At 45.7% G+C, this 21968-nt stretch carries 17 protein-coding genes; 4 read left to right on the top strand and 13 right to left on the bottom strand.

What is annotated here, in order from left to right; all coding sequences use genetic code 11:
- Positions 1-15: 15 nt before the first annotated feature.
- Entirely contained in the window at positions 16-873 is an 858-nt protein-coding gene (locus A1332_RS17055) for an NADP-dependent methylenetetrahydromethanopterin/methylenetetrahydrofolate dehydrogenase (protein ID WP_064009641.1), read from the bottom strand.
- A 207-nt stretch (positions 874-1080) separates the two neighbouring features.
- On the opposite strand from A1332_RS17055, the gene A1332_RS17050 reads away from it, so the two are divergent.
- On the top strand, positions 1081-2058 hold the full coding sequence (locus A1332_RS17050) for a malate dehydrogenase (protein ID WP_064009640.1): 978 nt from the start codon (positions 1081-1083) through the stop codon (positions 2056-2058).
- Between the two features lie 497 nt (positions 2059-2555).
- Here the strand turns inward: A1332_RS17050 and A1332_RS17045 are convergent, their stop codons facing one another.
- From A1332_RS17045 to A1332_RS16990, 12 genes are all read right to left on the bottom strand, one after another.
- Complete coding sequence (locus A1332_RS17045) at positions 2556-3440, bottom strand: FAD:protein FMN transferase (protein ID WP_064009639.1); 885 nt, start codon at positions 3438-3440, stop codon at positions 2556-2558.
- A 98-nt stretch (positions 3441-3538) separates the two neighbouring features.
- Positions 3539-4444, bottom strand: coding sequence for a glycosyltransferase family 2 protein (locus A1332_RS17040; protein ID WP_064009711.1), 906 nt, complete (start codon positions 4442-4444; stop codon positions 3539-3541).
- Positions 4445-4721: 277 nt separating this feature from the next.
- A complete protein-coding gene (locus A1332_RS17035; RefSeq protein ID WP_064009638.1) occupies positions 4722-6047 on the bottom strand; it encodes a glycosyltransferase family 4 protein in 1326 nt (441 codons plus the stop codon).
- Entirely contained in the window at positions 6044-8110 is a 2067-nt protein-coding gene (locus A1332_RS17030) for a glycosyltransferase family 2 protein (protein ID WP_082879750.1), read from the bottom strand. Before A1332_RS17030 ends, A1332_RS17035 begins: the two co-directional genes overlap by 4 nt.
- Before the next feature lie 153 nt (positions 8111-8263).
- Positions 8264-9346 carry a glycoside hydrolase family 99-like domain-containing protein gene (locus tag A1332_RS17025; RefSeq protein ID WP_064009636.1) on the bottom strand — a complete coding sequence of 361 codons (1083 nt, stop codon included), beginning with the start codon at positions 9344-9346 and terminating at the stop codon, positions 8264-8266.
- Positions 9347-9587: 241 nt separating this feature from the next.
- Positions 9588-10610: a class I SAM-dependent methyltransferase gene (locus A1332_RS17020; protein ID WP_082879749.1), complete on the bottom strand. Its 1023-nt coding sequence runs from the start codon at positions 10608-10610 to the stop codon at positions 9588-9590.
- Between the two features lie 4 nt (positions 10611-10614).
- Entirely contained in the window at positions 10615-11865 is a 1251-nt protein-coding gene (locus A1332_RS17015; protein WP_064009634.1) for an ABC transporter ATP-binding protein, read from the bottom strand.
- 42 nt (positions 11866-11907) lie between these two features.
- Complete coding sequence (locus tag A1332_RS17010; RefSeq protein WP_064009633.1) at positions 11908-12726, bottom strand: ABC transporter permease; 819 nt, start codon at positions 12724-12726, stop codon at positions 11908-11910.
- Positions 12727-12742: 16 nt separating this feature from the next.
- Positions 12743-13360, bottom strand: coding sequence for a tetratricopeptide repeat protein (locus A1332_RS17005; RefSeq protein ID WP_064009632.1), 618 nt, complete (start codon positions 13358-13360; stop codon positions 12743-12745).
- A gap of 159 nt (positions 13361-13519) precedes the next feature.
- Complete coding sequence (locus tag A1332_RS17000) at positions 13520-14764, bottom strand: glycosyltransferase family 4 protein (RefSeq protein WP_064009631.1); 1245 nt, start codon at positions 14762-14764, stop codon at positions 13520-13522.
- 53 nt (positions 14765-14817) lie between these two features.
- Positions 14818-15774, bottom strand: coding sequence for a glycosyltransferase family 2 protein (locus A1332_RS16995; RefSeq protein ID WP_064009710.1), 957 nt, complete (start codon positions 15772-15774; stop codon positions 14818-14820).
- A 37-nt stretch (positions 15775-15811) separates the two neighbouring features.
- Positions 15812-17050: a hypothetical protein gene (locus A1332_RS16990; protein WP_064009630.1), complete on the bottom strand. Its 1239-nt coding sequence runs from the start codon at positions 17048-17050 to the stop codon at positions 15812-15814.
- A gap of 259 nt (positions 17051-17309) precedes the next feature.
- Here A1332_RS16990 and xrtA point away from each other — a divergent pair, with 259 nt between their 5' ends.
- The 3 genes from xrtA to corA all read left to right on the top strand — a co-directional run bounded on the left by xrtA (position 17310) and on the right by corA (position 21937).
- Complete coding sequence (gene xrtA / locus A1332_RS16985; protein ID WP_064009629.1) at positions 17310-18833, top strand: exosortase A; 1524 nt, start codon at positions 17310-17312, stop codon at positions 18831-18833.
- Positions 18834-18985: 152 nt separating this feature from the next.
- Complete coding sequence (locus tag A1332_RS16980) at positions 18986-20386, top strand: mannose-1-phosphate guanylyltransferase/mannose-6-phosphate isomerase (protein ID WP_197491493.1); 1401 nt, start codon at positions 18986-18988, stop codon at positions 20384-20386.
- 273 nt (positions 20387-20659) lie between these two features.
- Positions 20660-21937, top strand: a complete 1278-nt coding sequence (gene corA, locus A1332_RS16975) for a magnesium/cobalt transporter CorA (RefSeq protein ID WP_064009709.1) — start codon at positions 20660-20662, stop codon at positions 21935-21937.
- Positions 21938-21968: the final 31 nt, after the last annotated feature.

Below are 21968 nucleotides of genomic sequence, written 5' to 3'. Positions count from 1 at the left end.
CGATTCTGCAGCGCCTTAGGCCATGGCTTTAGCGAGTGCGAAGATAATTTCCGCGTCGAACACCTGCTTGTTGCTTTCGAACAGTTTGGCGATGCAGGCGCGGTGCAATGCCAGCTTTAACGCACCAAAGCCGATAGCTCCCCACACTATTTTGCCGTGTCGTTCTTCGCCACGATCCAGCACGTCGGTACCGCCAATCCCCACCGGCGGAGTGGCGTTGGCATCTGCCAACAATTGCAGGTGCGGATTGTTTTGCCAGTGTTCCGGTTTTAAGAGTTCGACGCCGGCGGCGCCGGTAGCTAAAACGATATTGGCGTCTTGAATCGCGGCGGCGCGACTGTCATAGTCCGCTGCTTCCATGGGCGTCAGGTCAACACCAAAACGCTTTTTCATCGCGTAACAAGCCTTCTCCGCGTTAAAAATATGCCGAGAAGTGATGCTGACTTGCGCGCCCTCCAGTGCCATCATCGCTGCTGCGCGTTGTCCGACCGGACCGGTGCCGGCCAACACCACGGCCTTTTTGCCGGCCAGGTTAGCGCTGCTGCCCAATTTGGCAACGGCGGCGGCGGCTGTAGTATTGCTGCCGTTACTGTCCAGCATCACCGAGACTTGGAAGCCGGGAAAAAAATGCTTCTGCACCGCAATAAGTAAACTCTGCCCGGCTTCGATATTGCTGCCGCCGATAAAAATCGCGGTGTTTTTTTTGTCTTTGGGGGCGCGGGTGAAGATCGTACCGTCTACCAAGCTGCCAACGTTGTCGGGGGTGATGTTGCCGTAACCGATGACATGGTCCGCCCCGCCGTCGTAAGCGACTACGGTGTCGAAAGCCGAAGGGTGGGTGTCGGTGTCGAACTGGAATAACAATTTTTTCATTAAGCTACCTGATATAAAAAATGGTGGCCCGGTGGGAGAAGGTTAGCCGCGGGCATTATACAGAATAATATTTACCTCGCCGCAGAATCCAAACCGGTTTTGGAAAGCTGGAATTAGAGATTGTTTGCTCAAAAACTTTATGTCATATTGGAAAAGCCTGCCGTTGAGTCGGGTGTGGATGAATCCAATTATTAAAGAGGAACGCAGATGAAAACGCCCGTCGATATTGCTGTAACAGGTGCAGCTGGTCAGATTAGTTATTCCTTGTTATTCCATTTGGCGTCCGGCGAGCTGCTGGGGCTAGATCAGCCTATCGTGTTGCGTCTATTGGAAATTCCGCCAGCTATGAAGCAGTTACAAGGCGTGGTGATGGAGTTGAATGATTGCGCGTTTCCGCTGATCAACAAAATCATCATTACCGATGATCCGAAAGTGGCATTCGATAACGTCGATTATGCTTTTTTGGTGGGCGCTAAGCCGCGCGGACCGGGGATGTTGCGCAGCGATTTGTTATTGGATAACGCGCAGATTTTTATCACCCAAGGCCGGGCGCTGAATGAAGTAGCCAGCCGCAATGTCAAGGTATTGGTGACTGGCAATCCGGCTAACACCAACGCCCTAATCGCGATTAATAACGCACCGGATTTGGCGCCGGAATGTTTTACGGCGATGACCATGCTGGATCATAAACGCGCGATTAGCCAAGTTGCCGAGAAATGTGGCGTTTTGAGTAGAGACGTGAAAAACGTTGCAATTTGGGGTAACCATTCCTGTACACAATATCCTGATTTACATCATGCCAAAGTCAAGGGTATGGATGTGTTGTCCTTGGTCGAGCAATCGTGGTTTGTCGATGAATTTATTCCCACCGTGCAGTACCGCGGTACGGAAATTATCAAAGTACGTGGCCAGTCCAGCGCGGCGTCTGCTGCGCATGCGGCAATTGAACATATGCGGGTATGGGTGTTCGGCACCGACCCTGGTGACTGGGTGAGTATGGCGGTAGCATCCGACGGCAGCTACGGGATTGAGGAAGGATTGGTCTACTCTTTCCCGGTTACCGTCGTCGATGGGCAGATCAATATTGTTAAGGGCTTGGACCTTAACGAATTCGGTTTGGCAAGATTGCGTCAAAACGAAGTAGAGTTAAAAGAAGAGCGGCAAGCGATCAAGCATTTGCTCTAATTGCCCGAGTGGCGAAGCTCGGCGGCTATTCAGCACGGCTGGGCGTATCGTACATCCCCCATCTTGCGGTATAGCTTAACAACTACCGCGCCATTATCTTTTTCTGATGTTTTCCTGCTCTTGAGTCGCCGGACCGCATTGCGGCCGGCCGATTAATAAGGCGCCGCCATCCGTGGCAGCTTGTTAACGACTGGTAAAAAGCACTCTAGCCTCTCTTCCAGAAAGGGTTAGAGTAGCTCATTAAAATCTTGAATCGGTCGGGGTCTTTAGTGGATACGCCGGAGATCGCTTGGGCGAGGCGGGCAACAAAATAGTGTTTTATTATTTTGTGTAGATATAGCAATAGATGTGCCAATTATAAATTCGCATTCGACGGGGCCTGCCGAGGGTATGAGTTATGCTGATATGCCGGTTTTAAGGCTTATGCCGTAGTGCTAGGGGATATGCCGTATGTTTAGGCGCATTGAGTTTGTGCCGCATCGGGAATGGATAAAAGCTTAGCGTGTTGTTGAGTCTGAAACGGCTAGGGAGCCTCCGGAATTGCCGTGCACGTCTATCCACAAATAGGGTAATGCCAACTGCTCCAGCCAGTCCGGGCCTTGTTCTTCCTTGAGCATGGCGATTGTTGACGCGCTGCCGGCCACTACGCAGAATTCGCCGACGACGCTGACGGATGCCAAATGCCGAACCGGCCAGCCGGTTTTAGGATTAAGGATGTGTCCGTAGCGCTGGCCGTTGACGATAATGCAGCGTTCGTAGTCGCCGCTGCTGGCGACTGCACCGTTATGCAGTGCCAAAGTAGTTGCCAATGCCTGTTTTTGGCGGGGATGATGGATGCCCACTTGCCAAGGGGTGCCGTCCGGTCGTGGACCTATCAGCCGGAGGTCGCCGCCAAGATTGATAAAGCCGTGGCGAGCTCCGGCATTCCACGCAATCGCCGCAGCTCGGTCTACGGCATATTCTTTGACGATGCCGCCAAAATCCAGCTCCATGCCGGCCAGCCGAAACTCCAATACCGGCGCTCGCCAGTGCAGCTTGTGCCACCCGACTTTTTTCAATAACGCTTTAATTAGTTGGTCATCAGGCAACTGGCCGGATTCGAAACGCCAAGCCTGCCGCAAAATTCCGGAAGTTATATCGAACAGGCCGTCGCTTTGTTGATAGCAAGTCGCCGCATAATCCAGTAATCCAGCTGTTTCCTCATCGACTGTAATACGGCCGCCTTTGGCTGCAACCTTATTAATCCTCGATAGTAAACTGTCGCACCTATACCGTGAATATAAGCCTTCCAGGCGTTGAACATCGGCGATTACTAGTTCGGCAATGCCTTTGGCCTGCTCGTTTTCGGCGACAAACAACTGGATCTCGCATTGGGTGCCCATGGCGTGGAATGGGATGCGAAATAAGAGTTGATGGCTTTGGCTCAAGACGGTCTTGACTTGTTCGGCTGGGAAGGTGTGAATGGGTGATGGAAGGGAAATTAGCCCCGCATATGTTTGACCAGAGTCTGGTAAAGCGTTAGCGGCAGTAAACTGGGTAGAATATATTTTAAATCTTTTAGGCCAAAATAGCCTATCCCCAAGGATTTTCTGAATAAATGATGGGCGCTAGGTAAATCGTTTTTCCAATAAAACTCATAAGCTCTTTGCAATAACTGGCCTTTTGTCAAAAGATCAGTTTTAGCTTTACCCAGCGTTTTTGTTATTACGGGAAAGTCTCGCAGCAAGCCATTTTGCACGCCCCAATGATTGAGTATTGCCCTAAGCCTGTTTCCGGAAATTTGTTCGCCTTGTTGATGATGATAATAAGCCAATACTTCAGGAACGCGAACAATATTGGCGAACATTGCAATCCTAGCCCACATATCGAAATCTTCTGCGGTTAGCCAGTTTTCGTTAAAACCCATAACTTGATCGATGGCGGATTTTCGCGTCAACGCAGCATGAATCGGCCAAGGGCAGCTGCGCAATAAGACCGCAAATTTATCATTTTCCTGATAATCGGGCGGAATATAAGGCTGACATTGTTCGGCGCTCAAGCCCAGATTTTGCCAGCCGCAGTAGGCTATTACACAATCAGGGTTTTTCGTAAGTTTTTGATAAAGCTTTGCTAAAAACTCAGGATGCCAGCTATCGTCAGAATCCAGGAACGCTATAAATTCCGCAGTTGCAGCTTTTAATCCGCTATTACGGGCCGGACCGGGACCCTTATTCTGTTGGGAAATAATTTGCAGGTTTTGATATTGCGTGGCTAATTTCTGCAAAATATCGAGAGAGTTATCCGATGAACCATCGTCGACCACTATCAATTCAAAACTCATGAAAGTTTGCTGATATAGATTACCGATGGTTGTTTCAATGACATGTGCCGAGTTATAACAAGGCATGATCACGGAAATAAGCGGTTTTGATTGAGATATATCAGTATCTTGTTGCACGCTATGCTCGCATAAATTAAACAATTAATTGCGTGGAATTTATTTTAAGGACGTTCTGATTAATTCCTTTGACCGGCTCAGTACCCACAAGGGCATAAAGACGAACGATATGTTATTGATTTCGTTCGCAGTGAGCTCGTCATACCACTTTTCATCAAAACTGGTATGAGATGAATTAACTTGTGCAGAGTTTTCTTAAATGTAATGACGGCAATTAGAGATTTTGTCAGATTCTTACTTTTAACTTTTGACGCAATTCCCAGAGTATCCGTTTTATACGCTGACCTAAGGTTTGTTGTTCAAAATTTAATAAACGCAGATGGGCGTTGTTAATTTGGCCTAATAATCCTGACAGTAAATCGAGCTCTTGATCCGACATTGCAGCCGGACCGTATGCTATTGCTGCGTCGGCAATTTTCAAAAACTGCTTGGCATATTCGCGGCTGGAAAACTTTTCAGCCACCGATATGCGAGCGTTAGTAGTGAGTTTTCGCGCCAACTCCGAATCCTCCAGCAGACGTACTATAGCAATGGCGGCAGAATCTTCATCGCCCGGATCGACCAGAATTCCGTCATGTTCGTGAACGATGCACTCGCGCAGTCCGGAACACGCCATTGCCACAGGAGGCGTATCCAAAGCCATTGCCTCCAACGCGGCAATGCCTTGACCTTCGAAAATTGCCGTGGAGAGAAAAATAGTGCTTTGTGCCGCCAAGGCGGCAATGTCATCTCGCGGTCCGAGTACAAATAATCTGTTACTTAATTGGCCTCGCGCGATTTCATCTTCCAACAAGCGGATAGCCTCCGGCTCTTGCCTGGGGCCGGCGATAATGAAATAGCAATCGGGCTTAAGCTTGCTGACCTTGGCGGCAATCCTGGCAAAAGCTGCAAAATCTTTTTGAGCTGAGACGCGGCCGACACCGATCACCAGATTGGCATCCGCGGAAAGACCCAATTCGGCACGAATATCGGTTGAAGACGACTTGGCGGATTGAACCAACTCTTCGGTGTCGATGCCGTTATAGAGGGTTTTTATGCGGTCCGGCGGTAAATACTTCGATAGCGATTTACTGACGTCTGCGGATACGCCGATGATTTGGCTGCTCAATTGTTTTAAAAGATGGATGTAACCACCAGCGCCAACGGTAGGTTCATAGCGGCACAAATCTTCCGCAAACGGTGCATGAATATGCCAAATGGCCGGTACTTTTTGGCGTGCGGCAGCAATCCCGGCGTGTAACAAGTGGCCCGTGTTGATGTGAATAATGTCCGGCGATTCTTGGTGGATCAGCGTAATTAAACTGTCCAATTGCGCGAAAGAATCTCCGTAAAACTTAAATTGCGCGCGTTCTGTTCGGCTGGCGCAGCAGGAATACGGGATCAGCCAGTAACGAATCGCTTGAGATTGCAAATAGTCGGTAACATCACCGCTTTTAGGTACCACCGCGATTGGTTCGACGCCTAGTTTTTTCAAAGCAACCATCAAAGTACAGGTGGTTTTGTCAACCCCGTTTTTCAAATCGCTATTATGGAAAATATGTAATGTCTTCATTTTTTGAGCGGGGTGAACAAGCGAACAGTTACAGTCTGATAAATGCAATAAAGCAAAGATGTCGCTGCGTTTAGATAAGCTTTGTTACGCCAAAAGATGATTAAATAGTTCTTCTTGTTGTGGGTCAGTAAGTATCTAAACAATGGCATCCTGATGACTAGATTGACACGATTAATATAGAAATTTTCCAGAACTGATACATTGCCGGGGTGAACATATAAAGTATTGTTTAACCAGGCTGTTGAGAGGGCCTTAGCATAATATTCTATTTGCGGTACAGGCAAGTTTTCATGGAATACAGGAGCGGGAAAATTAGTCATACCATAATCCAGATACCAGTCGCCTATGGTTTTCTGAAACAAAGGCAAGGGGTTTTCATTTAAACCTATTGCCGGGATAAAATAATTAACACCTGCTTCGATAATATTAAAGTCGTTTTTAATCGCCAAATATCTGCCTAGGTATCTACTGGCCGCTATACCCAATTCCGGTATATTACCTTTGAAGTCGCGTAGTAGAGCGCGTTGATGAATAAAGTTACTAAGGTGTACACGATCTTTTCCCAACAGAGTGCTTCGTGTCCAAACCGGATCAACTGAATTATCCAAGGCCGGCCGGCCATTTTCATCCAATGCGTCGGCAAAATAGCGGGTATCCGGCATAAATGAGATACGGGTTTTATGCTGAATTTGGCTCTCCAGGATTTCCAGTATTACATCGGTATTGAATCTAAAGTTATCTTCCAAGTACGCAAAGTACTGACCGCTAGCCTTATGAAATGCTGTATTCCAAGCAAGCCCATCTTCTTCGTCGAAAATACAAGCATGCGTTGAAAGTAACTGAGAAAAGGGCTTCAGGCTAAGATCGGGCTTGATCGAAACAACAATAATTTCTATCGAAAACGCGGCTTGAGCTTTTAAAGCGAACGCTTGTTGTAGGCGTTGACTAAAATCTTCGCTAGCGCCGCTATAAGTGACAAAAATACTTACTCCAATCTGATTGTTGGGATTGATGGTAAGCACATCGCTATACAGGGTGGGGTCTAGCGTTCCAATGCCTCGATACCCATCGATCAATGCCGCCAGCCACTGCTGATTATTGGTGATCAGTTGTTCCCGCAAGGTTTCGCAATATTGATCAGGCATTTTCAACCACAAGACCAGTGCCTTGTTGAAACGATCTTCGGGTGTATCGTCAGGCAGAGCTAGCCAAGTGCGATACAACAAAGACGGTTCCCGCTCGGGCAGTAGTTGTCTGATTCTCTCGTCTTGCCATGTGCCGGTGGGAAAAGAGTGAACAATCGATTTTGCTATGGCCTCAGCCCGCTGAGGATCTTTCAATAGCAGTTGTTTAAACCCTGTATCACGAACATCGGCAACCGAGGCTGCTTGGGCGCGCGCCTTGTGGTGCGTGGTGCTGGCCGGGTTTAAACGCCAGATAAACAAAATCTCCGGCAGATTGGCAAACTTGCATCCAGCCAGTTGCATGCGCATAAATACGTCGTAGTCGGGAACCAGGCAACTACGATCAAGAGAATATCCGCCCACTTTTTCCAATGCGCGCCGTCGAATCATCGTGGTTGGATGATGCAGCGAAAAAAACGCATACATTAATACCGATACCGTAGCCGGGTTGAGCGGATGTGTGTCTATGCCCATATCCCGCCCGTCTGCATGCAGCATACGCCATTGACTGCCGACCGCGTCGATATCCGGGTGCAGATCCAGAAACTGTTTTTGCAGCGCCAGTCGTTCAGGGAGGGAAATATCGTCCGAGTCCATAATGGCGATATATTCGCCTCGGCTTTCGTTAATTCCTCGTTGAGTTGCAGAACCGATTCCTTGATTGGTTTGAGTAATTAGTTTTATCCGATTATCGTGTGTGGCAAAATCACGAGCTAACTCTAAGCTGTTATCGGCACTTCCATCATTGACAATGATTAATTCAAGATTTCTAAATGTCTGTTTCAGTATGCTTACTATTGCTTCCTTTATGAATCTGTCGCTATTATAAACGGTCATGATGACACTGACAGATGCTGGGTTTATTTTGTCTATTATCATTATCAGTATCTAGTCTCAGTGTTTATGCGCTGAAACTATAAATTTTTAACAAAAAACCAATTGATTAAACTCAAACTATAGTAAGGTAAACGAGAAATCTGAATTTTAATATTTTTGGGTATAGGGATTCTTTAGAACAAACTGAGCTAAAGATTAGTAATCCTTAAGTACCTCTTGCATAGATTCAAGGTATTGATGGCCAAAACGTAAATCTGGTTCCAAATGATTGCCTTCCGCCCATTCATTCCATGATTTTATAAATACAAAACGTCTTTCAGCAGGTAGGTTTTTCACTCTTTCGCATGCTTTTCGTAAATTTGAACCAAACAATTCAGGTGTCGATCCGGTTAAGACTAACCCGTTCTGTCCGCTTCGGGGAGTATTGTCCCAATTCGGAATGACACATGGATAACTCTCAATACCTGAGACTGGGTCAGGTACTAAGTTGTCGCTGATAAATAAATGTTGATGGATTGTAGGTAGTTTGCGCCAATCAGCGTGCCAATATTTTAGCTTGCGAAGCGGATTTTTCCAGGTGGTCCATTCTTTCAAATATTTTCTTCTTGGGGGTAAGCGTGAAATTACCACCGCATCAAATCCAGCTGATTTGGGGTCCCAATCTGGAGAATTATGAACTGCCATGAGGAAAAGGCCGGGTAAGCCTATTTGGATGGCTCTCTCTCGCCAGAAATTGGTGACATTAATCGAATCAGGCAGGGCTTCTGGGTCATACACCACAAATACTGGTTTGCCGTCCACGCACAGGTAGCGTTTATCCTTGAAAGCCGACTGTAGATAATCAAAATGGTTAGAGTGATCATCCATTCCGGGATATGTCTGTTCTATCAAAATTCGATTTGGCTCGCCATGCCAAATACCTGTCCAGGTTTGGTTGGCCCAACATAAGCAGAATGGGAAGTCTGGCTGCCCGGATTCCAGAACTTCGTTAAAAGGGCGCTCAATCAAACGTTTGCCGCCAAACCAGTAATGATAATAACAAAAAGCTTCTATGCCGTATTCTCTCGCCATTTCTGCCTGAGCATTACGGGTTTCCGGAACACGTAAGTCATAAAAACCTAAATCAGCGGGGACATGCGGTTGGTAATGTCCTGGAAAAAGCGGTTTTGCCTTTGCGGCATTAGTCCACTCGGTAAAACCTTTGCCCCACCAGTCATCGTTTTCGGGAATTGGGTGGAATTGAGGAAGATAGAAGGCAATGGCGCGGATGTTTGTCATTAATTTCAATATATGTAATATGTCAAAAATGGCAAGAATGATATTTAATACCTGCCTTAAACTGAATAACTGGCGTAAAATATATTAAAAATTGGCTAAAATATTTCACTCATGGTTTGACTGTCTCATTCGATGGATGGTCGCGCCATTAACTTTTTAGGGTTCTTCTCGTTGATCCTGTATAAATATATATTATCTATTATTTTACGGATAATAGAAGCTGATTATCCTTGCACATATTTTAGTTTTTTTTTCGTATAAAAAATGCTGCTCTTCCGGCTTGTTTTGATTCGTTGACTTCATTTGCTCTAGCTTTAAACTTATTCATTTGTTCTTCAGTAAATAGTGAGCTGTTTTCATTGAAAAATGGCGAGCACTTTTCGGTCAAAGGAATGTCTCTAGTATACATTTCGCTTCCATAAAACTCAAAAGCAGTGGTGTCGTATTGCGTATCGAATATTTCTAATCCTGCTTTGTTTGCTAGCATCTTAATGCTTTTCAGGGAATGAAGATAAAAATGTCTAGGGGCGTCCAATTCAACCCAATTGGTTCCATATTCTTCCCATACTTTTGATGGAAAAATGGGAATACGAACTAAGCAAACGCCATCAGGTAATAAATGTTTCTCTATCTCAGTAAACATTTCGTTTTGATCAAAAATATGCTCCAATGAATGGTGTAACGTAATTAAAGAAAATTTACCAGGTATATCACGCAATTCAGACTTAAAAACCTTGATTCGATCATACGCTTGATCACAGGAAATCAGGGGGTCAACCCCTGAAAGCTCGGTAAAGCCGAGTTTTTCCAAACAAGATAGCCAATAGGGGTAAATTCCACATCCGACATCAAGAATAGGTTGTCCAAAGCTACTAATGCCAGCGGTACGTATTATCTCTCCAACAGAAGAAATAGAACTAGGCTTTTCATGAATAGCTTTAGGAAGGTCAACAAACCGTTTCAAAAAGCTATTCAATTTATGATGTTTATCAAAAAGAGCGGTTCTACAGCGTTGTTTCTGCATCGCGCCTATAAACCAGTTTGTGTGAACTTTATAGGTCTCTGGTTGAGTATGTGGTGCATAGTCTGATGGGTAGTATTTAGCGAGATCTTTTGGAATTTCAGAAATTTGAAGGCACCCGCAAGTATTGCATTGAAAATATTCAAATGTTTCACGAGTTCCAAACATCATTTCACGCGCAATGAAAGTGGGATGATTATCATCCGAGTTACAAATACGACAAGTGTATCTAGATACAGTCATGGGCTTAGGCTTTACTAGTTGAGGTTACGGGGGCTTGTTTTGAAGTTTGTTGGGTCCACATTGCATCCAATGCGAAGAAACCCTCTCGAATGGTAATTGGAATGTCTCCAACTATCTGAAAGTGTTTTAAGTTTTCGCCATATAATACTGTTCGAGCAGTTTGGCCGGCTGTTATACCAAAGCGTAGCGAATATATTCCAGGAAGAAGAGGTAGATTTTTAATGTCGCAACATATTTCATGATTGCCGATAGGCAGTAAGTTTATATTTAGTTGTTCTTCGCTATTGTGCGTGGTTAGATATAAAAAGTCAGTTGTATGAAAGCCAAAACCAAATGTAACGTCTTCTAGCTCTCTAAGGGAATGAATTTTGAAATGAAGTGAACAGTCTCCGGAGTATGAAATGCTGTCTACTTTTTGCCCGTCATGATTTTTAAAATATATTTCTATTAATTCTAGTTCACCGCTTCCCTCAAATACAGTCTGTGATTTAGAGGCATTAGCATTAATTTTTTTATCGCTCTGCTCATAATAGGCATTACAGACCATTTGAGGGTCATCATCCATATTAACTTTTCCATGATCAAGCAAAATAACACGATTACATATCCGCTGAATCTGGCGTATATTGTGACTTACTAAAAGGACCGTTTTACCTTGTCTTTTTATCAGTTCTTCCATTCTGTCAAAGCATTTTCGCTGAAAAGCCAAATCGCCAACTGCCAGCACTTCGTCAACAATTAATACATCTGCATCCATTGTAGTGGCAATGGAAAATCCAAGCTTTACCGTCATCCCTGAACTATAACGTTTTACTGGTGTATCGATAAACTGCTCTAATTCCGAGAAATCGATAATTTCATCCAGTTTCCGTTGAATGATTTTTTTGGGGATACCCAGAATCGCACCGTTAAGATAAATATTTTCCCTTCCTGTCAGTTCCGGATTGACGCCGGCGCCAACTTCGATTAGAGGGGCGACACTGCCACGCACAATGACCTCGCCTTTAGTGGGTTTACTAATATTGGCCAAGTGTTTGAGCAAAGTGCTTTTGCCGGCACCGTTGTGGCCGATAATGCCAACGACTTCTCCTTCGTCAATATGAAAATTGACGTCGTCAAGTGCTTTGAAAAGTTCACGTTCGTGAACCGGTTGAAAGGCCAGTCTTCTTAAGGTGTTTAAAGCCGTTTCCTTCAAACTGGTGAGGTGGCCGAGCTGGTATTCCTTGGTGAGATGGTTGACTTCTATGATGGCCATATATTTTAACTAAGATGTAATTTTGAAAATTTTTGCTGAAGACTATATGACATCGGCGAACCAATTCTCAGCACGTTTAAAAAACCAGTAGCTGAACGGTAGTATCGTCAGAATCAAAATCAGCCCGGGATAAATTACATCGAAATCGGGTTGGGTGGCCCTAATTAAGGCGCTTTGAAACCCGTCTATAATTCCTACTAATGGGTTAAGGGTGTATAGAAAATAAAGGTCATTTGACCATGCGCCCGCAGCCTGTTCGATAACTAATTTCTTTTGTACCAAGCTTAGCGGGTAGATGACTGGGGAGCCGTACATTAATAAAGACAACGCTATGGGTATCGCTTGCCCGATGTCGCGGTAGTAAACATTCATGGCTGCACCAAAAAAACTGATTGTTAACGCAACTATCATGGTGTACAGCACGAAAGCAGGTATCCACACAGCCTGAACTGTTGGCATAACTTGGTAATAAATCATCATCCCCGCCAAAATCGCAAAGCTGATAAGTAACTCCACCAGTTTGGTCACCATTGCCGTTAATGGAAATACTTCGCGAGGGAAATAGATTTTCTTAATTAAACTTGCATTGGATGTCACGCTGTTAACACCCTCTGACACCGATTCTTGAAAGAACACCCACGGTATCAGTGCTGCAAAAGTAATAAGCGGATATGGTAAGCCACCTGTTTCTATGCCGACGAAGCTTTTGACCAAGGTAAATACCAGCATCAGCATGATCGGTTTTAACACTGCCCACAAGATACCTAGGTAAGCTTGTTTGTAACGGATTACAATATTTTTCCAGGTAAGCGCGGCAATTAATTCGCGGTATTTGTAGAGATTTATAAATATATTATGCATATTCCGGATTGAAAATTTATTTTTTGGCTTTCAACTTCTGAATTTTTTCAAGTTTTTTTAATAGTGATTTTTTTTGCGGATTTTGTGTTAATCCTTCATTTATCGCGTCTTCAGCTTCATCATATTTGTTTTGTTTTATATAAGTATTTGCCAGCCCAATGTAGGCCGGAACGAATTTGCTGTTTACCTTAATAGCTTTTTGATAGTTGGAGATTGCATCGGAATATTTTCCAATTGCTAAAAAAACATCCCCTCGCTCTTTAGTCAAGAAAGGATAGAGTGCGTAAGATGTGTTATCTCTTTTTAAAGCATAATCGATGTGTTGTATCATACTCGCCAAGCAGTCATTCTTTTCTGTTCCAGAATAACTATAACAAATAAATTGCTTTGGTTTTGCTTCGCAATAGTGATTAACAAATACGTAGTCGTCACCGTACTCTTTTCGCCAGTCTTTATTCTGGTAAGGTGGTAGCTTAGGTATGCCAACAAAACCTTGGCAAAAGGGAGGTACAAGAGTTGCGGCCAGCATCGGATCAGACGGCTTGGCAAGGGCGTCTTGCCATCGTTCTTTTGCGAAGGATGAATCCATTGCTAAGACTAATGTGAGAGTTAGTATAAACTTAATGTGGCTCATTATATTAAGTGATGATTAAAATAATTTTTACCATAAAATATGGCTCTTGAGTTGCATATTGTTCTATTTTGTCAATGCTAAATAAATAAATTTTTGTTTTTCGCAAATACCAATAAGGTCCTTGAAGTTAATTTCAAAGTATATTGGATTGTGGTTTTATTAGTTTATTTGGCGCCTATCAGTCCATAGATTTTCATAAAGCGCTTGTATTTTGTTGGTGTGGGTCTCAACCGAAAAATTCTGCAACGCTATTACCCTGGCGGTGGTGCCAAGCTTTTTTCTCATTTCGGGTGACTCATAAAAAGTGAGTATTGCCTCGGCTAGTGAGTCGGCGTTACCGGGGCTGAACAATAGTCCGGATTCTCCTGTACTGATCATCTCGGCAGCTCCGCCATGAGATGGGCCGATTAAAGGCCGCCCCATCGCCATCGATTCAATTACAACGGTACCTAACGGCTCCGGACTTGTCGAAGCAGAGACCACAATATCGAGGCCATTATAAACGGTTTCCATATTGGAAATATGGCCTGTAAATATTACTATCTCAGTCAAACTTTCTTCTATTACTCGTTTCTTCAAATCAGTTTCGTAATTAACGTAATCGTTTGGTGTTCCGCCAATTATTAACATCTTCAGGTTTGGAATTTTGCCGATTAATTTTGAGGCTGCGGTCAAAAATATTTCCTGTCCTTTCCAGGGAATGAGCAATCCTACTAAGCCTACAACGAAAGCGTTTTGCGGGATATTGTATTGCTGTCTAAATGCATTTCCGTTGATGTTGATGTCCAGATTTTCTAGTGCAATGCCATCGTAAACAACACTGATTTTTTGCTGAGGAACGTCCAGATTTTTTTGCATCGCTTCAGCAACCCAATTGGATACGGAAACGAAATGGTCGGGTAGGGCGTAGGTCCACCGGCCTATTCTGGAATCAACCGGATCTCCGCGGACATGGCATATGCTTGGAATTCTTAGAATTTTGGCGACCAAAAGCGCTGCTCGATTGCAAACTGGTTCATTGTTAGCGTGGATCAAGTCAGCATCGAAACGCCAAGCAGTCCAGAGTAGCTGAACGAAAAAAGGTACAAAATTAAAAATGTCGTCTGCCCTTGCGAGTAGTTGATTTACGAAAAAGCTCAGCGGGGTTAGGTTTTTTAACCATTGAATAGACGCTGCTTTCGTTTTTAACGACACAATGTCGATGTGCCGGTCCGGTATGTGTTTCCACAGTGATTCGTGGGCTATCTCTTGGTATTGCGGGCCGGTTCGGCCTGTCACCACCATAGGCAAAAAGCGGCTGCGATCAATATTTCTGACTAGGTGCCGCAAGCATATTATTGCTCCACCGTAACCGATACCATTTTCCACAAAAATTATTTTTTTTATTTTACTGTTGTTAGTCATGCGAATCAGGTTCGTGAAGTTTATAGGGAAACATTTTAAGAATGCTCTCTAAATCATAAGGACTTTGCCAATTGTTGCTTAATTGCTCTAATGGTCGAGATCAAAGTATTGGGTAAGAAACTACTTAAAAAAAACACCAAGCTATTTAGTGTGAATTTCTGATTTAGGCTGGCGGCAAAAGCTTGTGCGGCTTCACGGCGTTTGCCAAAATTAAAATGCCAATATCCCAAAGTCCAATATGCTTCGGCAACCAATTGATCGGGGTTTACGCTTTGTTCTACCAATTGTTGTTTTGCGTAGCAGCGAATAGAATCCATGACTTTGACCAGATCGATCAAGATTCGCTCGTTTGCTTGAGTAGCATTATTGCCGTGTTGGCGGCGAAACATCAAAATGTCAGGTAGGCAAGTGATTGGATGATGAGTAGCGATTTTTGCCCACAGTTCCAAATCCTCGCCGAAACGAATCTCGGCATTGAACATGCCTGCTTCAAGCAGCGTTTGGCGTTTCACCAAAACCGTACCGGTGGGAATGAAGTTTTTCTTAACCAGCGCTGCAAGGGCGTTGGGAATTGGTTTGCCAGCCAGATGTTGGAAATTTTCCAGCATTTGATGTTTGGCTAATACCGACTGGGTTATTAGGTGGTCGTCATTGTCGATTTCGGTCATGTCTCCGGCAATCAGGTGGAGTTCCGGGTTAGCTTGCAGGGTCTGTATTTGCTTGGCGATTTTGTCCGTTGTCCATTGATCATCCGCATCCAGAAATGCAATCCAGTCGCCATTCGCCAACTCTATGCCTTTATTCCGTGCGGCGGACGGGCCTTGATTGCTTTGCCTGTGATAAATGATGGCACTGGAAATCTCCTTGACGACTTGTTCGGTGTCGTCGGTCGAACCATCGTCCACCACTATAATTTCATCTACTTTACTGGTTTGCGCCTGAATGCTGTTGATTGCGGCGCGAATGAATTTCGCACTGTTATACGCTGGAATGACGGCGCTGATTTTCATATTTGGCTGCGTAAAGTTTTCGATACTTTCAATGTTTTTATACACTGGTTTTGCAAATCAGCCAGGCCGGAATAATCAAACCGGTGCAGTAACCGATCAGCGCTAATTTTCTATGTCGATAGTATAGACGGTATAGAAAAGCGCCGGTTTTACGATAAGTGGCGGCTAACTTAATTTTTGGCCATTGATGCTGGTTGAAGCGATTGACGATGTTGTCGGTTTTATTTTGCAAACATTCGCCAAGTTCTGGGGACGCCAAGAAGCGAATATTGGGCAATTTTTCTCTGATTTGCCGTAAAAGTTGATCGAGTCCGGCAATTGCCTGTTGGCATTCTTCTTGAGAGCGGGTGTAATTGTAGCGATGCGTGGAAATACTGACAGGCAGGGCTTGGCGATAAGCAATTTCGGCTTCGGAAAATGCGCTAGCCGGGGTGTTTTTGCCGTCGACAGGCTCGTACATCACGTTGCGGACCAGATACAGTTGTGCAAAACGATTGGTATTTCCAACCCGAATCAACGGCGGATCCTGAAAATAATGCCCGGTTTCATCGCGCCTAGTACAGCGGTATCCGGCAGTTTGAATGGCGATGATATTTTGCTGTTGCCAACTTTGTTCGATCTCATCGTTCCATAGATAGCAAGGGGCAACCGTGCTGAGGCTGGGATAGCCGAACATGTTGGTGAAGTAGTGCATAGCATCTGCCACCAATGACCTGGCATCTGCCGCGCTAATGGCTTGGGTGGGTAAGTTGCGTCCGTCAACGTAATGACCTTGTAGCGGCGAATCGAGTTTTTCCCAGTCCCACCAATTCTCGCTCGCACGGGCTATTGCGAGCCGGGGGTCTCGCTGCTGGCATAATTCGGCGAAAGCCTTGCCGTTTAGATGTTCCATGCCGTGCAGCTGCGGTACCAAAGTGTCTTGCTGTATGCCTTGTTGTAGAGCTTGAAAAATGGCTGGGAAGTCTTTGTCCAGCATCCGTCTGTGATACTGGCCCGTGGCCTCGATCTTCGCGACATCCGGTACGGCTAAGACCATATCCGCAGTGAGTATCGCAGATCGGTTCTCAGAGTCTTTGTGTTGAGCGAGCATGGAGAGCAGTTGCGTCAAGCGCTCCGCGTGAAAGTCGCCGCCAGGCCCCCAGTCGTCGCTTTCGATTAAAACCGGCGTATCGGCAAAATACGGTTCACGCCATGTGGCGATAAATAAGGATTTCTTCCATAGCCATAACCCCGCGAGGCACGCCAACCAGAAACCCAAAAAAAACAGAATTGCCATAGATTTTGTTTAATAATTAAAAAGCCTGAATATTGTGTCGACCAACGCAGTGAACTTTCATCGTAGCAGAGATTAGCGAACTAGCTGAAAACCACGCCGCAAACTTTAGACGTGGTCGATATATCAGCAGGCTTATGATAGCAGCGGTAAATAGCAATTCGCTAAAATTTGGAATGAGTCTAGGCTCAATAGCATCCAGACCACGCGGGTCTTCATACTCGAGTACCCGTATAAAACTCTAAGCAGCAGAGGAAATAGAATGTTAAAAGTGTTGGCACTACCTGATCACTGGCGTAAACCGTTATTGGGCGTCATGTTGGTCACACTGGTTTCGCTAGCGGTTTTTTTTGAGACTTGGCAGTCAATTGTTGCTATTTGGTCACGGTCGGAAACTTTCACGCATGGCTATTTAGTGGCGCCCGTTAGTCTTTGGTTGATTTGGTTGCGTCGGGATCACTATCGAGATTTACGGCCCGCTTTTAGTACATTAGGTTTGCTGTTTATTGTGGTGAGCGGATTTGGCTGGTTAATTGCCGATTTGGTGCATGTGGCGGTGATTCAGCAATGGGCCGTGGTCGGGATTTTAGTGGGTGGCTTTTGGGCCGCGCTTGGCAGTCATGTCATCGCGCAAATGTTATTTCCGATGGTGTTTTTATTTTTGATGGTGCCATTCGGGGAAGCTTTTATTCCGCCGCTAATGGAATACACCGCCACCTTTGTCGTTACGCTGATACGGCTGACGGGAATGAGTGTTTACCGGGAAGGCTTGTTTTTTACGCTAACATCGGGTAACTGGTCGGTAGTAGAAGGGTGCAGCGGTTTACGTTATTTGATTTCATCGCTAACACTAGGGTCGGTATACGCTTACCTCAATTACAGCAGTTATAAGAAGCGCAGCATCTTCATCGCGCTCTCTTTCTTGGTCCCGATTCTGGCTAACGGATTGCGAGCCTATCTGATTGTGATGATAGGCCATTTCAGCGATATGAAACTCGCTGCCGGCGTTGATCATATCGTTTATGGCTGGGTGTTTTTTGGGATTGTCATGTTTGCGTTGTTTTATTTTGGCTCTTTTTGGCACGACAAGGATGCTGGTGGGCCGGCCTCATCTGCCATTGATTCGGCGAGCGACTCCACCCTTACTGATTCCGCAACGATTTACAAATATTATTGGCCGGCCCTAACGATAACTGCTTTATGCATTTTCATTTGGCCCGTTGCTTCGCAAGGCTTATCGGCGCTACAAGCCGCGCACGTAGAGGTGCCCGAGCGTTTTAGTCGGCCCGCTTTGCCTAATTGGCAGCCGGTTGTAGCGCCCGATTGGGGTTGGGAACCTAGTTTTAAGGGCGTGGTGGCGGATGCCAAAGTGTATTTAAGCGATGGTCAAACGATAGCCGGTATGTATTTTGCCAATTTCGGCGATGAAACCCAAGGCGGTGAATTGGTCAATTCGCAAAATTATCTGGTGCCGCAAAAACATCCGGTATGGCGGATACTGCATGATGACGTTATTGCCATGCAGTGGGCAGCCGATAAAAACGGCGATATTGAAGAAGCGGTACTAAACAGTACGCATCGGAGTTTGTTGGTTGAGCGTTGGTATCGGGTTGGTGACAAAAATACCGCCAACGCCTATCAGGCTAAATGGTGGCAATTGCTGAAACGTTTGTCGGGTGACGCATCCGCTGAGTTGCTTGTGGTGTTGTATACCGAAACGCCGGATGGCGATTACGAGCTGGCCAGGCAAAAATTGAAACAGCTCGCGGTAGCTTGTTGCAATTAGAAGCTTAGGCCGACGTTATTGTGGCAATTTGATGAAAACGAAGGTGCACATTTTGGGCTTAAATCGCGTAAACCAAGGCTTGACCCCAGCAGTCGTCTAAATGTTAGACTAGCCCAACCCATTTTCATTCAGCCCGTAAGGAAAACGACATTATGATCCCGGTAGTTTTATCAGGTGGTTCAGGAACACGGCTATGGCCTTTGTCTCGTGGTCAGTATCCCAAGCAATTTTTACCCTTGGTGTCCGGCAACACCATGCTTCAGGAAACCATTTTAAGGCTTGATGGCATCGCCGGCTTACAAGCGCCGATAGCGGTTTGTAATGAAGATCATCGGTTTATGCTAGCAGAGCAAATGCGGGAAATTGGGATCAAACCTGCCGCTATTATTTTGGAGCCGGTCGGCAAAAATACCGCTCCTGCCGTGGCGATGGCCGCATTGAGTGCACGCTCAGAAGACGATGTATTGTTGATTTTGCCAGCTGACCATGTGGTCGGCAATCGCCCTGCTTTCCATCGCGCGGTGGTCCAAGCCGAACTGTTGGCGAAACAGGATCTATTGGTGACTTTTGGAATCGTTGCGACCGAGCCGGAAACCGGTTACGGCTACATCAAACGCGGCGATACCCGTTATGGCGAGGCTTATAAAGTTGCCGCGTTTGTTGAAAAGCCCGATTTGCAAACCGCGCAGCGCTATCTGGAAAGTGGCGAATATTTTTGGAACAGCGGTATGTTCGCTTTTAAAGCCGGTTGTTTTTTGCGTGAGTTGGAAAAATATAATCCGGAAATGCTGGAGGTTTGCAGGGAAGCCTTGCGGGCGGCAAAACCGGATCTGGATTTTGTGCGATTGGATAAGCAGATTTTTTCGACTTGCCCGTCCGACTCCATCGATTACGCAGTGATGGAAAAAACCGACCGGGCAGTGGTGATCCCGTTGGATGCGGAATGGAACGATGTCGGTTCCTGGTCCGCACTATGGGATGTAACCGAGAAAGACGCTGCCGGCAACGCCATCAAAGGCGATGTGTTAACGGTGGATACTTGTAACTCCTATATTCACTCGGCTAACAAATTGGTAGCGGTGATCGGTGTAGAGAATTTGGTGGTGGTTGAAACTGACGATGCGGTAATGATTGCGGCTAAAGATAGGGTGCAAGACGTCAAGGAAGTGGTCGATCAACTGAAAAAATTGAAACGTAGCGAGGCCAGCGTGCATCGTAAAGTTTATAGGCCATGGGGGCATTATGATTTGGTCGATGCCGGTGAGCGCCATCAAACCAAGCGTATCGTGGTGAAGCCCGGTGCAAAATTATCGGTCCAAAAGCATCATCACCGCGCCGAGCATTGGGTTGTCGTCAAAGGCACTGCCTGGGTCGATAAAAACGGTGAGAAAATTTTGGTCACCGAAAATGAATCGATTTATATCCCCTTGGGTGTTATTCACAGTCTGGAGAACCCAGGAGTGATTCCTTTGGAAATGGTGGAAGTCCAATCCGGCAGCTATCTCGGCGAAGACGACATCGTCCGTTACGAAGATCAATACGGCCGCATTTAACTCGGAATTGCTTGCTATCGCCGTGTCTGTTTGCCCGGCGTGGTGACTTGCATATTGTGTAAATTATCTGTCAGCGACTACTTTAAGCAGATGGTTTGCATCAATCCATCGTTTGATCTGTCATCAAAATTAAGTGCTTTTGTCTAAATTTACTGAAGTTCGCCGTTCACCGAAGAGCGGCGACGGATTTTTTGTCAGCGTTTTGGTTTAAAGTTAGCCGTTTTATACCCGCCGAATAAAAAATTTGGTGCTTGCTTTATTCCGGAGTTGCTCTTGTCGTTACAAACAATCAACGATTTGTTGAAAAAACATAAGCTTGTCGAAGGCATGCTGAACAATCAGCCCATGCCGCGCCGCAAGCTGATCACCGCTTTGGTACAAAAGCAGCACATGGTGGAACTGCGTAGTCTGTTGGGGCGACTGTCTGCTATCGAAATAGGTCAAATTCTGCATGCTCTGGACCTGGAGGATGCGAACTTGGTCTGGCAGCAGGTCGAGGAATCCAGACAGGACGATGTGCTTTGGGAATTGTCGGATAGCTTGCGCGAGGATTTGGTCGGCGACCGAGAACCGCATTGTGGCGTGGGGCAGATGAGCGCATTCGAGTTGGTCGAAGGTCGCCTGGCCAAGGTGGCGATTACCTGCCGACACGATTTGTACGCCATCAAACCGATCTGGATCGATTTGTTGGCGCCTAGCAAGGCGCAAAGGCTGCTTATCGGGCAACATTATGGCCTGGAGTTACCCGACCCCCTGGATTTGACCGATCTGGAAGCCAGCGCCCGGTTTTACGTCGAGGATCAGCACGAGATTCATATCCATTCGGACTTTTTACTGGATCGCGAAGGTAAGTCACGTAGTGTACCGGTCGCATTCATATTGCGCGGCGATATGCTGTTTTCGGTACGTAGTGAAGAATTGCCCGTATTTCGCTTACAGCGCTTACGCGCACGCACGCAGCCGGGCTTTGTCTCGGATTGCAAGGATATGTTGCTGGATTTATACGGTGCCGAAGCCGAGTATTCCGCGGATGCGCTGGAGAATATTTACGAACAGCTGGAAATTGTCAGTAAAAAAGTATTAAGCCAGGATATTAGCGACGAAGAAGCTGCGGATATTTTGACCGATATTGCCGAAGAAGAGGATTTGAATGGCCGAATCCGCCGAAATATGCTCGATACTCAGCGCGCCGTGTCGTTTCTGATTCGCCGCAAACTGCTGAATACCACGCAGCTGGAGGATGCGCAGCAAATTCTGCGGGATATAGAATCGCTTAATAGTCACACTGCGTTTTTGTTCGACAAGATCAACTTCCTGATGGATGCCACGGTCGGTTTTATCAATATCAATCAGAATAAAGTGATCAAAATTTTCTCGGTGGCTTCGGTGGCTATGTTGCCGCCCACTTTGATTGCCAGTATTTACGGTATGAATTTTGAGAATATGCCGGAATTGCAGTGGATGCTTGGCTATCCTTTTGCGCTCGGATTGATGACTGTCTCGGTATTGCTGCCGTTTATTTTCTTTAAAAGGAAGGGTTGGTTGAGATGAGCGATTGGCAATACCTCTGGCCTATTTAAAG

Source organism: Methylomonas methanica, assembly GCF_001644035.1.
Classification (GTDB): domain Bacteria; phylum Pseudomonadota; class Gammaproteobacteria; order Methylococcales; family Methylomonadaceae; genus Methylomonas; species Methylomonas methanica_A.
Note: the sequence above shows the minus strand (reverse complement) of the source record. Positions and strands in the feature narration are given on the sequence as shown.